The sequence below is a fragment of the Sphingomonas sp. genome (assembly GCF_013812825.1).
Lineage (GTDB): Bacteria > Pseudomonadota > Alphaproteobacteria > Sphingomonadales > Sphingomonadaceae > Sphingomicrobium.
On sequence record NZ_JACCSU010000076.1, the window covers coordinates 61,967 to 80,057 of the forward strand.

Genomic DNA, 18,091 nt, shown 5'->3' on the forward strand with positions numbered 1-18,091 from the left:
GCAGGTCGCTGGACACGAGGACGAGGTAATGCGCCGACAGTTAATTCTTGGCTCAGCAATCGCGGGCCTGTTTGCCGCCGACATCGCCAGCGCCACCGAGACCATCACCTATACCTACGATGCCCACGGGCGCCTGGTGAAAGTGCAGCGGACCGGCAGCGTGAACGACGGAGTGACCACGGATTACGTGATCGACAAGGCCGACAACCGAACGAGCAAGTCCACCACCGGCTCGCCCAATCCGCCGCCGCCCTGATCGAGCGGCGCTGCACGACTGCAGCGAACCTCTCGAACAACCATCCTTCCCACCGGAGACCAACGATGAACACCCGCACTCTGCGGCGCGCGGCCGCCTGCGCGCTTCTCGCGACCACCGCCCTTGCCTCGCCTGCTTTCGCTCAGACGGCGCCGGCACCCCGTTTCGTCCACATCGACGACAACGGCGTCGACCTGACCAGCGGCCTCGTCTCGCTTGAAATCGACGAGGGAGGAATCGGTTCGGGCGAGGGCGCGGTTCGAATGAAGCGGCTGTGGGCGCAGAGCGCCCGCTGGGTGGATAACTGGAGCGGGGGGCTATACCGCGGAACTTCCGGTTCGGTGACCAAGATGTATGTGCGGATCGGGGGGATCAGCGACACCTTCGCCGGGTCCGGCACCACCTGGACTTCCGAAAAGGCGGACGGTGCCACCCTCACGGTCGATGCCCAGGGGTATTACAATTACACTGCGCGCGACGGGACGAAGATCCAGTTCCAGAATCAGATGAGCGACAACGCCGCCATGAGTTGCCCCGGTGCGGATCCAGGCTCCTGCCAGGTGCCGCTGTCAATCACCAGACCGGACGGGCTCAGGTTCGTGCTCACCTGGCACATGGACCATATCTGCGACGCAGGGACGCCGGGAGAGCCCGGCTGCCAGAATCTGAGGACGTTCCAGCGTCTGGACTCCGTCACTTCGTCGGCCGGCTATTCCCTGAACATCGCCTACGCGTCGGAAGATCCCGAGTCTTCCGACTGGTTCAAGCGCACTTTGGTTTCCTTCAGCAACAGCGCGAACCCGCCGAGCCCGGCGCCGGCGATCACCTATTCCTATCCGAACTCGACCACCACGGACGTCACCGACACGGGCGGCCGAACCTGGCGCCTGACGACCGATGCGAGTGAGCGGATCGTTGGCGTCCGCCGGCCTGGCAACACGTCGGACAACATCACATACGCCTATGGCGCGGACGGACTTGTCTCGTCCGTAACCAAGGACGGCGTAACCACGAGCTACGCGCGATCGACGAGCGGTAATGTCCGAACCACGACGGTGACGAATGCCCTCTCACAGCAGGCTGTCATCACTGCCGACCTGAACCTTGGCCGGCCGACCAGCTTCCGTGACCCGCTAAACCGAACAACCGGCCTGCAGTACGATGCAAGTGGCCGTCCAACACGGCAGACCGAGCCGGAGGGCAATTATGTTCAGCTCACCTACGATGCGCGGGGCAATGTCACCGAGACGCGCCAGGTCGCAAAGAGCGGCACCGGCCTTCCCGACATCGTCGCCACCGCCAGCTTCGATGCGAACTGCGCCAATGTCGTCAAGTGCAACAAGCCCAACAGCACGATCGACGCCCGCGGCAACACCACGAACTACGTTTACAATGCGACTCATGGCGGCATCGAGAGCATCACCGAGCCGGCAGTCGGCGGAGTCCGGCCGCAGACGCGCTTCAGCTATTCGTCGGTGTCGGGTGCCGGCGGGCAATCGGTGACGATGCTGACCGGTGTCTCGGCGTGCCAGACCACCGGCAGCTGCACCGACACCGCCGACGAGACCAGGGCGACCGTCGCGTACAACAGCAATTTGCTGCCAACCTCGGTGTCGCGCGGCAACGGGACAGGCACTCTGACTGCGACCGAGGCCATGACCTACGACCCGCGCGGCAACGCGCTGACCGTCGACGGGTCGCTCACGGGCACGGCTGACACGACGCGCAACCGCTACGACAGCGCTGACCAGCTCGTCGGCGTGATCTCGCCCGACCCCGACGGCGCCGGCGCGCTCAGGCACCGGGCGGTCCGGATCACCTACCGCCCGGACGGCCAGGCCAGCAAGCGCGAGCTCGGCACGGTCGACAGCCAGTCCGATCCCGACTGGGCGGCGTTCGATTCGGCGCAGGAAGTGCAGACCGTTTTCGATGGCAACAGCCGGCCGGTCCGGGCGACGCTCGTCAGCGGCGGCACCGCCTATGCCCTGACCCAGATCAGCCATGACGCGCTGGGCCGGGCTGAATGTGTGGCCCAGCGAATGACTTATGTCAGCGTGCCGGCGTCGGCCTGCGATCAGCAGGCGGCGCATCCGACGTTCGGGCCCGATCGGATCGGAAAGACCGTTTACAATGAAGCCGGGGAGGTGATCGAACAGCGAGTCGGGGTGGGAACCGCCCAAGAGGCTGCAGAGTGGAGCTTGACCTACACGGCCAACGGGATTCTGCAGACCCTCAAGGACGGCGAGAATAATCTCACCACTTTCGAATATGACGGCCATGACCGCCCGTCGAAGACCTATTTTCCGGTCGCCAGCAAAGGCGCCAACGCGAGCAGCACGACGGGCTTCGAGCAGCTGACCTACGAGACCACAGCCGGCGGGACGCGTACGTCCGGAACCGTCAGTTCGCGCCGGCTGCGTGATGCGACGAGCATTAGCTTTCAATATGACGCGCTGCGCCGGCTGACCGTCCTGGCGCCGCCCAACCCCGACCCGACCGCCGCTTACGCCTACGACAATCTCGGCCGGCTGACCGCAGCGGTGAAAGGCGGCATCTCTTTGTCCTTCACCTACGACGCACTCGGCCGGAACCTCACCCAGGTTGGGCCGCACGGCACGGTCGGCTCCCAGTGGGACCTCGCCGGACGGCGGACGCGGCTGACCTGGCCCGACAGCTTCTACGTCGACTATGATCACCTCGTCACCGGGGAGATGACCCGAATCCGCGAGAATGGCGCGGCCTCCGGCTCCGGGGTGCTCGCGACGTTCGCCTACGATGACCTCGGCCGGACCACATCCATCGCGCGTGGCAACGGCGCGCTCACCACCTACGCCTGGGACCCGGTGTCGCGCCTGCAGACCCTGACCGACAAGCCCTCGAGCGCGGCCTACGATCAGACGATTAGCCTCACCTACAACCCAGCGCATCAGATCGTTACCCGAACCGCGAGCAACGACTCCTACGCCTGGACCGGCCATGGCTCGGGAACGACCGCCTATGGGATTGACGGTCTCAATCGCATCTCGGAGCTTGGGGCCGTCTCGGGCCAGGGACAGCATGTCGGCTATGACGCCAGAGGCAACCTGACGTTCGACCCGACCACGGACAAGAGCTTCACTTACTACCCGTCCAACAACCAGCTGTGGACGGTGAGCTCGCCGTGGACGGCGCTGGGCTACGACGCGCTCGACCGGCTGGCGAGCATTGACAGCGCGGTCGACACCAACTTCGCCTACGACGGCCTCGACATGATCGCCGAGTACGATCCCGGCGGCGCCATCCAGGCGCGGTACGTCCACGGCCCCGGCATCGACCAGCCCTTGGTCCGCTACGACGGCGCGGGGATCAACAATAAGCAGTCGCTCCACGCCGACGAGCGTGGCAGCATCGTCGCCGCGAGCTACGGCGCTCCCTACGCGCCGCTCATCAACCGCTACGATGAGTTCGGCAAGCCGGAGTCATCGAACGTCGGCCGATTCCAGTACACCGGCCAGATGTGGTTGCCCGAAGCCGGCCTCTACCATTACAAGGCCCGCGCCTACGCGCCGCACCTCGGGAGGTTCGTTCAGACGGATCCGATCGGGTACGAGGATGGTCCCAACCTCTACGCTTATGTGCTGAACGATCCGGTCAATCTGGTCGATCCCCTAGGACTGGCAAATTGGGGAGAAGACATTGTCGTGACTGGTCATCGTAATCCTCATGATTTTGGCTTCGGGGGAGGAGGATTTGGCGGTGGCGGCAGCGGCACCTCGTCAGGGGACCCGCCGCTCCCGCCGCGTGCGCGCGAAGCCTTGGCGGACCTGGAGGGCGAGGAAATCGTGGTCGTCGCACCGCCTCGTCCGAAACCATCTACCATCGAGAATTCAGAAATTGTTGTATTCGCGCCACCCAGGAATCCGTCTGCCGCGCTGCTACTTACTCTCGCTGGTGGAGAATTCGATTCGGGCCTACCGCGTGATGCGCAATCGCTTGAGAGAATGCTGGACGATGCAAAGAGAAATAAAGATACAAAGCTGATCCGCAGAATTGAGAAGCAGCAAAAAATCATTCGGGAACGAAATAAGCAAAAGCAGCGCGGTCTCGGAAAATTCCGGTTCTGGTGGCCATTCATCATCTCGCCCGTAATCGAACAGCAACTACGTTGCCCAATGTATGGCAAGCGAGACCCAAGCTGCAGCATTGCGTAGATGACACTGGCAATTCAACACCTTCTGCGTTTCCTCTGTTTGCGACCAAACGACCAACCGCCTCTGTTGATGCAGGACGCACGCTGGCTTTTTCGGGTTGGGGACCTTATGCGGGAGATCTACAACTTGGCGCGTAGTTCCAGCTTGGCGTGTAGTGGGGTGTTCTCGTGACGATCCGATATGAGCCGCCATCTGATTTTCTTAGGGAGGCTATTCGCTGCGAGCAGCCGCTTGCAACTGGTCCGGAAGCAAAGCAGCATGTTCGGCAGCTCATTCAGCTGATGCGCGACGGCGACACGGCCAACCGAGACTGGGCGACGATGCTGCTTTCGCAGGAAGATATCGACACCCCTGAAGTTCGTGAAGCTCTACTCCGCGCCTCTGAAGATGAGGACGATATCGTAAGAGCGGAAGCGCTCCTCGGACTTGCGCGACGCGATCGGCAACTTGCATTGCCTCTCGTCCGAAAAGCACTTTCCGGACAACGTGCATCGGCGCCTTTATTTGAGGCGGCAGCTATTATCGCAGATCCCTCCTTTGTAGCCGACCTACGAGACTTCGCCGTACCGTCGGGCGACGATTTGTTAGATCGACGTGCCTCAGCAGCTCTGGCTGCATGCGAAGGGATTGCTCGGCCCGCATCGTAGCTCTTGGCACCGCTTACCTGGCTAGCGGCGCAATAAGCGTTCTCATGGTTTGCACGTCGGCTGTGGTGAGCTAGACACCAAGAGATCACCAACCACGCCCAAGCAGCATAATCGCGACAAGAAAAATCTCCTGAATGGCGCAGCCTCGCCTCAGTTCGGAATCTCCGCAATGGGTTTAGCCGACATTCGCCGGGCCAGGAATAAGGGCTGTCAATCCGGCTTTAGGAAGTTGGTCCGGAGGCGGCGATGAAAGGCATCGAGGCGGTTAGCCGGGTGCGCCTCATCGGCCTTTCGATACCAAAATGTGAATTAAGTTGCGATCGAGCGGGCGATTAACTCTTCCGGAGGCATATCCCGGGTGCCAGCGTTGCAACTCGTGGATGCAGGCACTTGCGTCAATCTAAGCTCAATGCCCGCCATGACATCCCTGGAAGGTCGTCTCTACTCCGTTCCAGCACAGGATAGCCCCACGCACCCGGGAACGTTGAGTATCAAATCGAGATCCGCAAGAAACCCGTCTGGGAAAGCGGACATTAGGACCCGGTCGCCGATTAAAGCCAAGGGTCATCATCCGGGCTGAACCTAGTCCGGCCGGAGAAGATTCCTTCAGCGTCACCGATGATTTCGCTCGTTCCATCATCGTCAAACAGGAAAACAATCGGGCCAGCGTTTTCACCGTTGTTATTGTATGCCTCAAGCTGCATCGCCCAACTCATGAGCTGGGTAAGAGCGTCCGCCTGATCGTCGTATCGCAAAGCAGGAAATCCCAGGATTTCCGATTTGAAACTTGCGAGCCAGCCAGCATCAATCGGGAGCAACAGCTGACCTGATGCGACCTGCCCACTTACGCCGGCCATCCGCGAGACTTTATCGCTGTCGGGCCGGCGTGCCACCGGCTGCGGCACACCCGCGGGTTTCTCAGCGCGAATGGTCTGGATCAGTTGCATTCCGGACGCTGCGTCTTCGACGAGGATCGTCTGAGGGCTAAACTCCCGGGCCAATCGGATGAACTGAAATTTCAGGTCGGGGAACGAGAGCTTCGCCCGGAATACATCGAGAATCCAGACGGTCCCCCGGTGCATCAACGCCGTGATGCATACGGAAAAGTCATTCAGAGCTCCATCCTTGCTCGCCGTGTCCCACGACTGGATGATGTGGCCGGAATGCGTCGAAGGATCGAAGCCTGGCTCATAGGTTTTCAGCCATTCGGCCTTGATGATATTGCCCCCTGCGGGCACCGGTTGCTGCTGATACTGTGCATCGAAATTCATCGACCCCATCAGTAAGCGTTGCCTTTCAAGAGCCTCGCGTGACTCCCACTCTGGGTGGAGTAGGTCATTAGCGCTGCGCGTGTGGAAGCGGCCGCCACAAAGAGGGACCGTTTCATCTTCCAGTGCGATGGCCGGGAGTGAAAGAAGGTACCAGCCACCGGCCTCGATCAGCATGCCGGCGAGATCATACTCGTGAAGTCGCTGCATCACGACGACGACAGAACCTGTTCCCTTATTGTCGAGCCGCGTCGTCAGTGTGGACTTGAACCAGTCGTTCGCCTTCTGCCGGCTTACTTCCGAATGAGCCTCGTCGGGCTTAATCGGGTCATCGATGATTACGATATCACCGCCGCGGCCGGTGAGAGTGCCGGTTAGTGACGTTGCGAGCCGGCCGCCACCCATGGTGGTCTCAAAGTCGCTCGCCGCCGGACGGGCGGACGAAAGGATCGTCCCCGGGAACAGCTTTCGGTACCAGCTCGACTGCATGAGTGCGAGACAGTCGCGCGCATGTTTGGCGGAGAGATCATTGGAATAACTCACGCAGACAAAGTTGTGGCGGGGGTTGCGACCCAGCATCCATGCGACCCAGGCAATCGAGATCGTAATGGATTTGAGGTTGCGGGGAGGCATCGTCACAAGAAGCTGGCGATTGTCGCCCGACTGGATGCAAGCCAGCTGGTGAGCGATCGCATCGAGGTGCCAGTTCCAAGCCAGAGGTGAGCCGCCCCGGATCGAAGGAAATGCCTTGCGAAGAAATGCGCGAAAGTCATTGCGCAGGATCTTCTGAAGGACGGCGTGGGGATCGTCTGGTTCCAGAGATCTAGGCATCATCCGAATCCTTGCCATCTTCGCCGTCCGATCGGCCCAAATCCGCTTCGTCTCCGATGGAAGCCGCGGGCTCGTTGTCTTCAACGCCGAGTGACCTGAGCATCTCGTCCAGGATCGACTGGTCGAGCTGGGAGAGCTTGTTTCGGTCGGTTCCGCGATCCTCGATTCCCAGCACCTGAATAATCAGCGGAATTACGATTGAGGCGGCGCGAACATCCCCAGCGGCAGCACGCGATGCCAGTGCCCTCAAAAGCAGCCGCTGGCGGGTGTCGCTCACCGGTTCGTTATTGATGCGGATGGTCATCCGGGCTTCGAGTTCGGCCGTGAGATCAGTTTTCAGGCCGCGCGAACCTTTTTCGCGGCCTTTCGGGTTGCCGGACTGGCCGGGTTTGAACTGATACTGCTTGGGCGGCTTGCCGTAGCCGACCTCGTAATCACCGTTTCGTGGGCGCTTGGGACGGTTAGCCATTGGCCGCCTCCCGCTCGAGGCGGCGGCTGTCAGTGACCTCCTCGAAGGTGCGGCCATCCGCATGGACCGCGCAGCAGCGCATCGCGACCGTCAGCCGCCTAAGTGCCGTGTCCACGTAGAGGGGATCAATCTCGATCGCGGCGCCGCGACGGCCTGTGTGGTGGCATGCGAGCAATGCGGTACCAGAGCCGCTGAACGGGTCGAGCACCAGATCGCCCCGATTAGAGCAATCGCGCAGCAGATCGCTAACAAGGGCAGTGCTCTTGATCGTGACGTGGTCGGCCAGATCACGATCGCGGCCTTTGTAGAATCCGCAGGCTCCGTCGTACTCCAGAACGTTTGTACGATACCGCCCGGTCTCGCCGAGGCCGAAGTTGTTGATGTGTTTCGCCCGGCCGCTCTTGAACACGAGGATCAGCTCGTGCTGGCTGCGGTAAAATGCGCCCTGGCCGGCAGAATGCTTCTTATAAACCAGCAGCTGCTTGAACTGAGTGTAAATCCCGTCGCCGGCGTCGAGGATCTCCCGCAGGTGGCGCCAGTCCATGCACTGATAGTGGATCGAGCCGTCTATTGAGAATCGCACGCACAGCCGGAAGATGGTGCGCAGGAAATGAGTGAACTCCGCAGGCGTCATCTCCCCAGAGGCTACCGCGAATTCTCGCGCGTATTTGTTTCCGCTGACGTGGCCAGCGACCGGCACGTTATAGGGCGCGTCTCCAAATACGAGGGTAGCCCGCTCGTCGCCCAGCAACGCTTCGAAGCTCTCCACCTTGCGGCTATCACCGCAGTACAGACGGTGCGGCCCGATGTGCCACAGGTCGCCGATCCGCGAGACCGCCTGGCTCATTGGGTCGGGCAACTCAAGGGTCTCGGCCTCGGCTGAAGCAACCTCCTCGACGATCGAGAAATCGAGATCGTTGGTGGTGAACCCGGTGATCTCGAGCTCGAACCCGTCGTCCAGCAGGAAGCGCAGTTCCTCGCCTAGCAGTGCCTGGTCCCAACCGGACAGCTCCGCGATACGGTTTTCGGCGATTGCAAATGCACGGCGGTCGGCTTCGCTGAGGAAGCGGACCCGAATCACGGGAACGTCCCTCAATCCCAGCTCGGCCGCCGCAGTCCACCGACCGTGACCGGCGACAATATTGCTGTCATCATCGATCACGAGCGGAACCACAAAGCCGAAGCGGCTGATGCTCGCCGCGATCTGCGTGATCTGCTTCTTGGTGTGGGTCCGCGCGTTGCGGGGGTTGGGCCTGAGCGATGTCCGACCCACAACTTCAACGTGTGGGTTGTTCGCAATTTCAGGGGGCATGACCGACTCCTCGTAAAAAGCGGAGTCAGCTCATAAGCAGCATTTTTGTGGGCGCGCGAACTAGTTAAAGGCCTCTAATTTTCGAGAATTCGTTTTCGGGCAGGATGTAAGCACAGATCCAACTCACCATCCGGATCGGTACGCCAGATCGCAAATTCAATTGGCTCGGTGGCCTTGGCATTCGAGCGCACCTTTGTGATCATGTTCACGATTGTGCCCACCTGAAGATTTGAAACACTTTGAATAAGTAAGCCGATTGCTTTGGCTTCCGCATTTATGAGGCGGGGTGGCATGTGCTCTCTGCCCGACGAAACCTCTGGGAGAGCACAGCCCACGGAAAGCAGAAGATCGATCACGCCACGGACGGCCTCTTCCAGCCCTATGTTTGGGGGTGCGCCCCTGGGAGGATGGAACGCGGCGTCGAATAGAAGCGCTGCCTCTCGAAGCGAAACGAGGACTGATCGCGCTTCTGGGACGAGGTCACGCGTCTGGAATTCACGGCCCAGCATAGGAGCCAGCGCCACCTGATATTCTGGTGATACCTCGTGCAGTGCATCGAGTACTTTATCGATCGCCACGGCCATCCGCCGGATAGCCGCGCGCTGGTCGCCTGGTTTGGCCGGAGAGCCAATTGCCCAAAGGTACATCGCCCAGGTCTGCGCAATGAGAGTCAGCCTTCGTTTGAATGCCGATCTGTCCAATGTCTCGGGCAAACTGAGAAGGGCAAGCATGCTGTCAATGGTCTCGTCGGTGACCATGGGCGGGATGGCTTCAGAGCCGTCTGGGTTCTGATTGTCTTCCATTGAATGCGCCCGCTAAATCACTGCTTCCTGCCTTTTCGACCCTGATCGACAATTTAGGGAATGAGCATTGCCAAAGCGAGCCTTTACCTGAGAACCGACTCGGTCCAAGTGCTCAACGCCGGGCGCGAATTGGAGAATTTCGCTGTAGAAACCCTGCAAAGCAGCGAAATCGAACTGAGACGCGTTATCGCTCGACTGCATGGCGCACCGCCCTCCAAATTCAGTCGCCGCGGCTGATCGCTCCAGGGCAGCATCAGCTCGTCGTCGGTGACCTGACGGGGTGGGGTGCTTGCAGAAATAAGCGGCCGCGGCATCGATCGGGCGGCCAAGCCCGCGCTCCTTTGCCAGGCTCGCGCAGCGGACGAGGCCGTTACGCCAACCCGATGCAATCGCTCGTTTATTCGGGAACATCGTCTCGCTCTGCACAGAAAAGCGACCCGCGATGTTACGTCGCAGGCCGCTCTTCACACGCCGCTAAACTCGGGGGCGGGCCGCAGCGTGGCCTACCATAACATATGTTATCGCTCATGGTTCCGCAGTGCTGATCTCGTTCGCCCAACTAAGTGCCTAACCTAAATTGAGGAAAGGAACGAAGGTCACCGGCAGCCGCTAGCAGCGAGTGCCGCGCTTCTATTTCCATCTCTACAACGACGTGGACGCGCCCGACGAAGAGGGTCGTGAGATGCCGGACCTGGCGACGGCGCACGCTTACACAGTCCACCTTGTGCGCTTCACAGCGGCCGAGACGATCAAGGACGAGGGGCATTTCGTCCTCGACCACCGTATCGAGATCGAGGACGAGCACGGCACGGTGCTCGACACGGTTTACTTCAAGGACGCGGTGAAGATCGAAGGGTGAGCCCCGCCGCAAGGATTTCGCCCACTGTTGCCGATCAAGCGACGAGCGACGGGCCTCGCGGCTCATGTGGCGCCATTTGGCGGGTATACAATGAGTGCTTCCTCGTCGTCGATGTCCGGATCATTGTCCTCGCCATCGGTGAACGGCTGCTCCTCGTCGGAACAGTCTTTGTCGGGGGCCGGGTCAGGAGTCTCCTGCTCGAAATGCTTGCGGCGGGTCTCGCCATTCAGATTGCGGCCTAGAGCGGCGCCAGACCGTCAGCGTGGCGCCAGACTTGGGCCAATCCCGATGGCATTAATATGCTCTTTTTCCGACACGACTTACCGAAGTTAGAGCGGCTGATCGCCGGCTGTGGGAGAGAGCTTCCTGATGCCATTCTCCACCTGGTTTGGCCGCTGGAGCCGAGCAGTGAGCGACCTGAGCCCCTTCTTGATTTTCAGAGAGCGTCAGAGCGCTCACTACGGATCGGCGCCCGTTGAGCCGGCCTCCACCGGCGACGTGCGTGAGGGGTCGGTCGATTACTTTCGTGCTCGGGAACGTGCTGAACGGGCCGCGGCGAAACGGGCCACTTCCAATGCAGCTCGCCGGATCCACCAGGAGCTCGCGGTCGAATATGCCGCCCTCGTGCGTGGACAGCGGCGTTGAACGCGCAAGACGAATCCTATCTGCTGGCGCGGGCTGAGGAAGAGATCCAAAGGGCTCAACTCTCCGCGGAGCCCCGAGCCGTCTCATCCCATTTCCGACTGGCTGAACTTTACCTCGATGCCGTGTATGGCCTCTCCGATGCAGGGACCGCTGGACCGGCAGAGAAGTAGCGCGGATCGAAACCCGACTCAGTTTTTCGCCGCCAATTCTGTCTTCGAGGTCGAGACCAACCGCCGGATCGATGTGTTCGGCAACATCGGCAATGAGCGCGGCTGAGCGCCCGCGCATCGTGGTCGTCGGCGCCGGCGCGATCGGTGGCTGGATCGGCGCCAAGCTGGCGCTCGCCGGGCAATCGGTGAGCATGCTCGCGCGCGGCGAAACGCTGGAGGCCCTGCGGCGCGACGGGCTGCGGCTGACCGAAGGCGCCGCGCCGCGAACGGCCGAAGTCAACGCGTCCGACCAGCCCGCGCAGCTTGGTCCGCAGGACCTGCTGGTGATCGCGGTCAAGGCGCCGGCGCTGGCCGACGCTGCCGAAGCGGCGCGGCCGATGATCGGGCCCGACACGATGATCGTGCCGATGCTCAACGGCGTTCCCTGGTGGTTCATCGGCGAGCCGCTCGCCTCGGTCGACCCGGTCGGACGGATCGCCGCCGCGCTTGCGCAACGGCAGGTCATCGGCAGCGTCGTCCACGCCGCCTGCAGCCGCCCGGCGGCCAATCAGGTCGTGGTCAAGCATGCCGACCGGCTGATCCTCGGCGAACCCGAAGGCGGCGCCGGCGATCGCATCGAGGCGCTAGCGAAGCTGTTCGAGCAAGCCGGGATCGCGATCGAGCGGCACGACGATATCCGCCGAGCGATCTGGTACAAATTGTGGGGCAACGCGACCATCAATCCCTTGTCGGCGCTGACCCGCTCGACCGCCGACAGGCTGCTCGCCGACCCTGCCTTGCGCGCCTGGATGCTCGAGGCGATGGCCGAGCTTGCAGCGGTCGGCGCCGCAATCGGCTGTCCGATCGCCGAGAGCGGCGAGGACCGGATGGCGGTGACCGGGCGGCTGGGCGCGTTCAAGACCTCGATGCTCCAGGATGTCGAAGCCGGCCGCCCGATCGAGCTCGAGGCGCTGCTCGGCGCGCCCCGCGAGATCGCTTCGAGCGCCGGCGTTCCGACGCCGCAGCTCGACCGCCTCTACGCGCTGACCCGGCTGCTGGCCGAGAACCTCGGGCTGCTCTAGCTGGCGGACGCCGGGAGCACTCGGCCGCTGCACTCGCCCAGGCCGATGCGCACCGCGCCGTCGCGCTCGCACCAGGCGCGCAGCGTCACCTCGTCGCCGTCCTCGAGGAAGCCGCGAGTCTCGCCGTTGGGCAGCGAAACCGGAGCCGATCCGCCACGGCTGATCTCGATCAGCGAACCGAGCCCCTCGTCGCTGTCGGTCGACAAGGTGCCGGTGCCGATCAGGTCGCCGGGCTGGAGGTTGCAACCGTTTGACGAATGATGGGCGACGATCTGCGCGGCGCTCCAGTACATCGCCGAGGCCGCGCTTCCCCGCGACAGCCGGTGCGGCGCGAGCCCGGAATCGCGCATCGCCTCGGTCGACAGTGTCGCTTCGGTCTCGATGGCGAGCGCTGCGCTGTCGCTGTTCGGATCGTCGAGGTAGGGCAGGGGCTTGGGGTCGCCCGGCGGCCGCTCGGGCATCGGCGCACGAAACGGTGCCAGCGCCTGCGCCGTCACCACCCAGGGCGACACGCTGGTCAGGAAATTCTTGGCGAGAAACGGCCCCAGCGGCTGATATTCCCAGGCCTGCAGGTCGCGCGCCGACCAGTCGTTGAGCAGGCAATATCCGGCGATATGCTCAGCCGCCTCGGCGATCGGAATGGGTTCGCACAGCGAGTTGCCGCGGGCGATCCAGATGCCGAGCTCGAGCTCATAGTCGAGGCGGCGGCTGGGGCCATATTCGGGGACCTCGGCATCGGGCGGCTTGCGCTGGCCGCAAGGGCGAACGACCGGGTGGCCCGAGGCCCGCACCGAGCTTGACCGGCCGTGGTAGCCGATCGGCACATATTTGTAGTTCGGGAGCAGCGGATTGTCCGGGCGGAACTGCTTGCCGACGTTGGTCGCGTGATGGATGCCGACATAGAAATCGGTGTAGTCGCCGACCAGGCAGGGCAGGTGCATGTGGACTTCGCTGTGGCCGATCAAATGCACTTCGAGGTCGTCGCGGTAGCGCTCGTCGGAGAGCAGTTCCGACAGGCGGAGGCGAAGCTCGCGATGCGCCTGGGCGCCGCGCGCCAGCCAGGCGTTGAGCACCGGCTGCTTGAAATCCTCGCTCCATTCCTCGTCGAGCAGTCCGGCTTCGGCGATGGCGGCGAGGTCGAGGATATAGTCGCCGATGGCGACGCCCGGCCGGCGCAGGCCCTTGGCTTCGGAGAAAATGCCGAGCGGCAAATTCTGGACCGGAAAATCGCTTCCGGGCTCGGCTCCGCCAACCCAGCTCGAGCGGCCGGCGTCGTGGGTTTCGTCGAGCTCGTTCACGGCAGCCTGGCCTTGGGGAATCCCGCCCACGCCAGATCATAGTCGGGCTGTGCGCGCTCGAGCGCGAACCGGGTCGGCCGGTACGGCCAGCAGGTCTCGACCATGAACGCCAGCGTCCCTTCGACCTTGACCGGTTTGAGCTCCGACTCGCTCGCCTTGCCCCAGCTGTCGAGGTCAGGACCGTGCCCGCTCATCAGGTTGTGCAGGCTCAAGCCCCCGGGCGCGAAGCCCTCGGCCTTGGCGTCATACTCACCGTGGATCAGCCCCATCGCCTCGCTCATCACGTTGCGGTGGAACCAGGGCGGCCGGAACGTGTCCTCGGCGACCATCCAGCGCGGCGGGAAGATGACGAAATCGGCATTGGCCCGGCCGGGCACGTTGCTGGGGCTGGTGAGAACGGTGAAGATCGACGGGTCGGGATGGTCGAAGCTGACCGTGCCCAGCGCGTTGAAGCGGGCGAGGTCGTAGCGGAACGGAGCGTAGTTGCCGTGCCAGGCGACGACGTCGAGCGGCGAATGATCGAGGCTCGTCACCCACAAATGGCCGAGGAATTTCTGAATGACCTCGACTTCCTCGTCGAGGTCCTCGAACCAGGCGACCGGAGCCTCGAAATCGCGCGCGGCCGCTAGGCCGTTGGCGCCGATCGGGCCGAGCTCCGGGAGGCGCAGCGGCGGCCCGTAATTCTCGGCGACATAGCCGCGCGCCTGGCCGTCGAGCAGCTGGACCCGGAACTTCAGTCCGCGCGGAACCAGCCCCACCGATCCGGGCGCGACCTCGAGCCGGCCGAGCTCGGTGTGGAGCTCGATGGCGCCCTGCTGCGGGAGAATCAGGAGCTCGCCGTCGACATCGACGAACACCCGCCGGTCCATGCCCCGCTCCGCCGCGTAGACATGCACCGCGACTCCCTCGAGGTCCTCGGGGACCCGGGCGTGGAGCATCGTCGCCATGCCGTCGATGAAATCGGCGTTGGCTGGAAGGTCGGTCGGCGGGTCCCAGCGCAGCCGGTTGGGGGCCAGCGGTTCCTCGCCCGCCGCGGCCCCGAACAGCGGCGCTCCGTCATAGCGCTCGAACGGCCGGTGGTCGGCGGTCGGCCGCATCCGGTACAGCCAGCTGCGGCGGTTGTCGTGCCGCGGCGCCGTGAAGGACGTGCCGGACAATTGCTCGGCGTAGAGGCCGAGGGCCGGGCGCTGCGGGCTGTTGCGGCCCTTGGGCAGCGCGCCTTCGACCGCTTCGGTTTCGAAGTGGCCGCCGAAGCCGGTCATGTAACGAAGAGCCGCGTCCCGCATGTCCGCCGGGTTAATGCCTCAAGCGCGCAAGTTCAAACGGGCACGGCCCCCGAAGGCGCCGCGCCCGTCCTTACGCTTCGGGACTCGCATCCCGCGCGTGGTCGTTTCAAATCAGTTGATGTTGACGTCGATCTGGTCGGGGACCTGGACTTCGGTGGTGTCGCCCCCGAAGCCGAGCTGGCCGCGGAACAGGAACAACAGGACCAGAACGACAATGATCAGCAGCACCACGGCGAGAACGCCGCCGCTGCCGCGGTCGCCGCCGGTTTCGACGATCGTCGTGCGATCGACTGGTTCGCGATCGCGATCGCGGTCGGGGTCGGACATGCTACTCTCCCTCTGTTCTTGTGGCGAAACGAACGAACCGGTCGCGGCCCGGTTCCGCTTTATCGGCGCGTTGCGCTGACCTCGTCCTCGCCGGTCAATTCGCGGAAGCGATAGTGATCACGGATGTGGGCGTTGAAATAGCGGCCCTTGGCGAAGGCGCCGCGCATCGCGCGGGCTTCCTCCTCGGGAACGTCGAGATAGACGTAGCGGCGGCCGGTGACGAACTCGACCATCAGCTCGCGGCGCTCGGGCGAGTAATCGAACCTGCGGATGACGGTCGACGGCATTGCCCGACAACGAATTCAGGCGGCCTTGCGCTCCCGCCGCTGGTCGCGGCGTCCTTCGCGGCCGACTTCGCGGCACGGGAAGCGGTTGCGGATCTCCCGGTTGTAGAATCGCCCTTTCGACTCCGCCTCAGCGAGGCCGGTGGCCACCGCCATCGGCACGTCCGAATAGACGTAACGCCGGCCGCTGGTGAACAGCAGGTCGAGCTGCTGCCGCTCGGGCAGGTACCAGGCGCCGCGGATGACGCTGCTTACGGGGCGAATGGGGCTCGCGGTCCGAATTGGGCTCCATGCCGACATGCCGCCGCAACGCCGATCGAGTCCCATGGATTCACCGCTTGCGACGAATGGAATCAGGCGTGAGTCGAGCCGAGTGCTACTTGCCTTGTTCCAGCAAGTTGACCGCCGAGCTCGATGCTCCGCCAGGCTCGGGGTGGGAGCTGTAGCGCGCGCAGACCTGCCATTGGCCACTCTCGCCGAGTCTCCAGACGTCGGTCAGGAACATCGGGCCGCAGCGAGCAATGCCGTCGATCTCGGCGCTGAACTCGGCGATCGACGACATCACCGCGATCCCGTCCTGAAGGTCGCGCACCTGGACGTCGCGGTAGCGAAACTCCGAGCAGGTGTAGCGCGTGCAAGCAGTGGCCAGCCAGCTGGCGCGGTCGAGCCGATGACCTGGAGTCGCCGAGACGACCAAGGCGAAATCGGAGGCCAGCATCTGCTCCAGAACCGACCGGTCCTTGCGCACCCACGCCTGCATCCAGCGGTTGGACAGCTGTTCGATCGTCGCCGCTAAGTCCGTCATCCGCGCCGTCCCCCGAACCGCGTCCTTTGCTGCTTGCCGAAGCGGCCCTTCCTAGTCCCTGGCCGGCCTTCGCTCGACTTGCCCGTCGGGCGCGGAGCGACTCGCTGCGGATGCGGGATCCCCAGGTCGTCCTCCTCGAGCCGGCGGATCTCGTCGCGAAGCCGCGCCGCTTCCTCGAACTCGAGGTCGGCGGCCGACTTGCGCATCCGCTGCTCGAGGTCGGCGATATAGGCCTTGAGGTTGTGGCCGACGAGGTGCGGCCGCTCCTCGTCCCCGGTGTCGACCACCAGCCCCTCGCGCGCCGTCACATGCGCCATGACATCGTGGATCTGGCGCTTGATGCTCTCGGGCGTGATGCCGTGCTCGGCGTTGTAGGCGAGCTGCTTTTCGCGCCGGCGGCTGGTCTCGTTCAATGCCCGCTCGATCGATCCGGTGATCGTGTCGGCGTAGAGGATCACTCGCCCGTCGATGTTGCGCGCCGCCCGGCCGATGGTCTGGATCAGCGAGGTTTCGGAGCGCAGGAAGCCCTCCTTGTCGGCATCGAGGATGGCGACCAGCCCGCACTCGGGGATGTCGAGGCCCTCGCGCAGCAGGTTGATCCCGACCAGCACGTCATAGACCCCGAGCCGAAGCTCGCGGATCAGCTCGATGCGCTCCAGGGTCTCGACGTCCGAGTGCATGTAGCGGACCTTGAGGCCCGCCTCGTGCAGATATTCGGTGAGGTCCTCGGCCATCCGCTTGGTCAGCGTCGTCACCAGCGTTCGATAGCCGTTGCGCGCCGTTTCCTTGGCTTCGTGGACGAGGTCGTCGACCTGGTCCTCGACCGGCTTGATCTCGACCGGCGGGTCGATCAGTCCGGTCGGGCGGATCACCTGCTCGGAAAAGACGCCGCCGGTCTCGTTCAATGCGCGTTCCATGCTCCCGGTGACCCGGTCGGCGTAGAGGATGACGCGGCCGTCGATGTTGCGCGCGGCGCGGCCGATGGTCTGGATGAGCGAGGTTTCCGAGCGCAGAAAGCCTTCCTTGTCTGCGTCGAGGATCGCGACCAGCCCGCACTCGGGGATGTCGAGCCCTTCGCGCAGCAAATTGATCCCGACGAGCACGTCATACACCCCGAGCCGCAGGTCGCGGATGAGCTCGATCCGCTCCAACGTCTCGACGTCCGAGTGCATGTAGCGCACGCGCAGTCCCGCCTCGTGCAGATATTCGGTCAGGTCCTCGGCCATTCGCTTGGTCAGCGTGGTGACGAGGGTGCGATAACCTTTGGCTGCCGTCTTCTTCGCCTCATGGACGAGGTCATCGACCTGGTCCTCGACGGGCTTGATCTCGACCGGCGGGTCGATCAGCCCGGTCGGGCGGATCACTTGTTCTGAAAACACGCCGCCGGTCTCGTTCATTTCCCACGGACCCGGTGTCGCCGACAGGAACATCGTCTGCGGCCGCATCGCTTCCCACTCGTTGAACCTCAAGGGCCGGTTGTCGATGCAGCTTGGCAGCCGAAAGCCGTACTCGGCGAGCGTGATCTTGCGGCGGTGGTCGCCGCGCGCCATCGCGCCGATCTGCGGCACCGTCTGGTGGCT

Annotated in this window: 19 protein-coding genes; 8 read left to right on the forward strand and 11 right to left on the reverse strand. The window is 63.4% G+C overall.

The genetic code is table 11. The annotated features are described in order from the left end of the window. Window positions 1-28 precede the first annotated feature (28 nt). The 3 genes from H0T81_RS10600 to H0T81_RS10610 all read left to right on the forward strand — a co-directional run bounded on the left by H0T81_RS10600 (window position 29) and on the right by H0T81_RS10610 (window position 5,093). Window positions 29-256, forward strand: a complete 228-nt coding sequence (locus H0T81_RS10600; RefSeq protein ID WP_294012821.1) for a hypothetical protein — start codon at window positions 29-31, stop codon at window positions 254-256. A gap of 65 nt (window positions 257-321) precedes the next feature. Further along, a complete protein-coding gene (locus H0T81_RS10605; RefSeq protein WP_294012823.1) occupies window positions 322-4,446 on the forward strand; it encodes an RHS repeat-associated core domain-containing protein in 4,125 nt (1,374 codons plus the stop codon). A 167-nt stretch (window positions 4,447-4,613) separates the two neighbouring features. Further along, window positions 4,614-5,093, forward strand: a complete 480-nt coding sequence (locus H0T81_RS10610) for a HEAT repeat domain-containing protein (protein ID WP_294012824.1) — start codon at window positions 4,614-4,616, stop codon at window positions 5,091-5,093. A gap of 551 nt (window positions 5,094-5,644) precedes the next feature. On the opposite strand, the gene terL is transcribed toward H0T81_RS10610, so the two are convergent. The 4 genes from terL to H0T81_RS10630 form a co-directional block, all read right to left on the reverse strand. After that, window positions 5,645-7,192: a phage terminase large subunit gene (gene terL / locus H0T81_RS10615; RefSeq protein ID WP_294012825.1), complete on the reverse strand. Its 1,548-nt coding sequence runs from the start codon at window positions 7,190-7,192 to the stop codon at window positions 5,645-5,647. Beyond that, entirely contained in the window at window positions 7,185-7,661 is a 477-nt protein-coding gene (locus tag H0T81_RS10620) for a DUF5681 domain-containing protein (protein WP_294012826.1), read from the reverse strand. Before H0T81_RS10620 ends, terL begins: the two co-directional genes overlap by 8 nt. Then, window positions 7,654-8,973 carry a DNA methyltransferase gene (locus H0T81_RS10625; protein WP_294012829.1) on the reverse strand — a complete coding sequence of 440 codons (1,320 nt, stop codon included), beginning with the start codon at window positions 8,971-8,973 and terminating at the stop codon, window positions 7,654-7,656. The genes H0T81_RS10620 and H0T81_RS10625 overlap by 8 nt, the downstream gene beginning before the upstream one ends. Before the next feature lie 74 nt (window positions 8,974-9,047). After that, window positions 9,048-9,776 carry a hypothetical protein gene (locus tag H0T81_RS10630; protein WP_294012832.1) on the reverse strand — a complete coding sequence of 243 codons (729 nt, stop codon included), beginning with the start codon at window positions 9,774-9,776 and terminating at the stop codon, window positions 9,048-9,050. A gap of 60 nt (window positions 9,777-9,836) precedes the next feature. On the opposite strand from H0T81_RS10630, the gene H0T81_RS10635 reads away from it, so the two are divergent. The 5 genes from H0T81_RS10635 (at window position 9,837) to H0T81_RS10655 (ending at window position 12,511) form a co-directional block, all read left to right on the forward strand. After that, a complete protein-coding gene (locus tag H0T81_RS10635; RefSeq protein ID WP_294012835.1) occupies window positions 9,837-10,013 on the forward strand; it encodes a hypothetical protein in 177 nt (58 codons plus the stop codon). A 382-nt stretch (window positions 10,014-10,395) separates the two neighbouring features. Beyond that, window positions 10,396-10,635: a hypothetical protein gene (locus H0T81_RS10640; protein WP_294012837.1), complete on the forward strand. Its 240-nt coding sequence runs from the start codon at window positions 10,396-10,398 to the stop codon at window positions 10,633-10,635. 408 nt (window positions 10,636-11,043) lie between these two features. Beyond that, window positions 11,044-11,280, forward strand: a complete 237-nt coding sequence (locus H0T81_RS10645; RefSeq protein WP_294012840.1) for a hypothetical protein — start codon at window positions 11,044-11,046, stop codon at window positions 11,278-11,280. Window positions 11,281-11,418: 138 nt separating this feature from the next. Continuing rightward, window positions 11,419-11,556 carry a hypothetical protein gene (locus H0T81_RS10650; RefSeq protein ID WP_294012842.1) on the forward strand — a complete coding sequence of 46 codons (138 nt, stop codon included), beginning with the start codon at window positions 11,419-11,421 and terminating at the stop codon, window positions 11,554-11,556. Beyond that, window positions 11,543-12,511 carry a 2-dehydropantoate 2-reductase gene (locus H0T81_RS10655; RefSeq protein WP_294012844.1) on the forward strand — a complete coding sequence of 323 codons (969 nt, stop codon included), beginning with the start codon at window positions 11,543-11,545 and terminating at the stop codon, window positions 12,509-12,511. The genes H0T81_RS10650 and H0T81_RS10655 overlap by 14 nt, the downstream gene beginning before the upstream one ends. On the opposite strand, the gene fahA is transcribed toward H0T81_RS10655, so the two are convergent. The 7 genes from fahA to H0T81_RS10690 all read right to left on the reverse strand — a co-directional run. After that, complete coding sequence (gene fahA / locus H0T81_RS10660; RefSeq protein WP_294012846.1) at window positions 12,508-13,809, reverse strand: fumarylacetoacetase; 1,302 nt, start codon at window positions 13,807-13,809, stop codon at window positions 12,508-12,510. The genes H0T81_RS10655 and fahA overlap by 4 nt on opposite strands. Beyond that, window positions 13,806-15,095 (reverse strand): homogentisate 1,2-dioxygenase, encoded by a 1,290-nt coding sequence (gene hmgA, locus H0T81_RS10665; protein WP_294012849.1) that lies wholly within the window; start codon window positions 15,093-15,095, stop codon window positions 13,806-13,808. The genes fahA and hmgA overlap by 4 nt, the downstream gene beginning before the upstream one ends. A 111-nt stretch (window positions 15,096-15,206) precedes the next feature. Continuing rightward, entirely contained in the window at window positions 15,207-15,422 is a 216-nt protein-coding gene (locus H0T81_RS10670; protein WP_294012852.1) for a hypothetical protein, read from the reverse strand. A gap of 59 nt (window positions 15,423-15,481) precedes the next feature. Further along, window positions 15,482-15,709, reverse strand: coding sequence for a KTSC domain-containing protein (locus H0T81_RS10675; protein WP_294012853.1), 228 nt, complete (start codon window positions 15,707-15,709; stop codon window positions 15,482-15,484). Window positions 15,710-15,724: 15 nt separating this feature from the next. Further along, the gene (locus H0T81_RS10680) at window positions 15,725-16,006 is read right to left on the reverse strand and encodes a KTSC domain-containing protein (RefSeq protein WP_294012855.1); all 282 of its coding nucleotides are present in this window, start codon (window positions 16,004-16,006) and stop codon (window positions 15,725-15,727) included. Window positions 16,007-16,082: 76 nt separating this feature from the next. After that, complete coding sequence (locus tag H0T81_RS10685; protein WP_294012857.1) at window positions 16,083-16,511, reverse strand: nuclear transport factor 2 family protein; 429 nt, start codon at window positions 16,509-16,511, stop codon at window positions 16,083-16,085. Beyond that, window positions 16,508-18,091, reverse strand: a 1,584-nt coding sequence (locus tag H0T81_RS10690) for a helicase-related protein (protein ID WP_294012858.1), incomplete at its 5' end; no start/stop codon positions are given. The genes H0T81_RS10685 and H0T81_RS10690, both read right to left, overlap by 4 nt.

Coding starts and splice junctions, on each gene's coding strand:
- H0T81_RS10685 (WP_294012857.1), bottom strand. CDS start 16,511: ATGACGGACTTAGCGGCGACGATCGAACAGCTGTCCAACCGCTGGATG.
- H0T81_RS10630 (WP_294012832.1), bottom strand. CDS start 9,776: ATGGAAGACAATCAGAACCCAGACGGCTCTGAAGCCATCCCGCCCATG.
- terL (WP_294012825.1), bottom strand. CDS start 7,192: ATGCCTAGATCTCTGGAACCAGACGATCCCCACGCCGTCCTTCAGAAG.
- H0T81_RS10600 (WP_294012821.1), top strand. CDS start 29: ATGCGCCGACAGTTAATTCTTGGCTCAGCAATCGCGGGCCTGTTTGCC.
- H0T81_RS10655 (WP_294012844.1), top strand. CDS start 11,543: ATGAGCGCGGCTGAGCGCCCGCGCATCGTGGTCGTCGGCGCCGGCGCG.
- H0T81_RS10620 (WP_294012826.1), bottom strand. CDS start 7,661: ATGGCTAACCGTCCCAAGCGCCCACGAAACGGTGATTACGAGGTCGGC.
- H0T81_RS10625 (WP_294012829.1), bottom strand. CDS start 8,973: ATGCCCCCTGAAATTGCGAACAACCCACACGTTGAAGTTGTGGGTCGG.
- H0T81_RS10635 (WP_294012835.1), top strand. CDS start 9,837: ATGAGCATTGCCAAAGCGAGCCTTTACCTGAGAACCGACTCGGTCCAA.
- hmgA (WP_294012849.1), bottom strand. CDS start 15,095: ATGCGGGACGCGGCTCTTCGTTACATGACCGGCTTCGGCGGCCACTTC.
- H0T81_RS10680 (WP_294012855.1), bottom strand. CDS start 16,006: ATGTCGGCATGGAGCCCAATTCGGACCGCGAGCCCCATTCGCCCCGTA.
- H0T81_RS10650 (WP_294012842.1), top strand. CDS start 11,419: ATGCAGGGACCGCTGGACCGGCAGAGAAGTAGCGCGGATCGAAACCCG.
- H0T81_RS10605 (WP_294012823.1), top strand. CDS start 322: ATGAACACCCGCACTCTGCGGCGCGCGGCCGCCTGCGCGCTTCTCGCG.
- H0T81_RS10675 (WP_294012853.1), bottom strand. CDS start 15,709: ATGCCGTCGACCGTCATCCGCAGGTTCGATTACTCGCCCGAGCGCCGC.
- H0T81_RS10670 (WP_294012852.1), bottom strand. CDS start 15,422: ATGTCCGACCCCGACCGCGATCGCGATCGCGAACCAGTCGATCGCACG.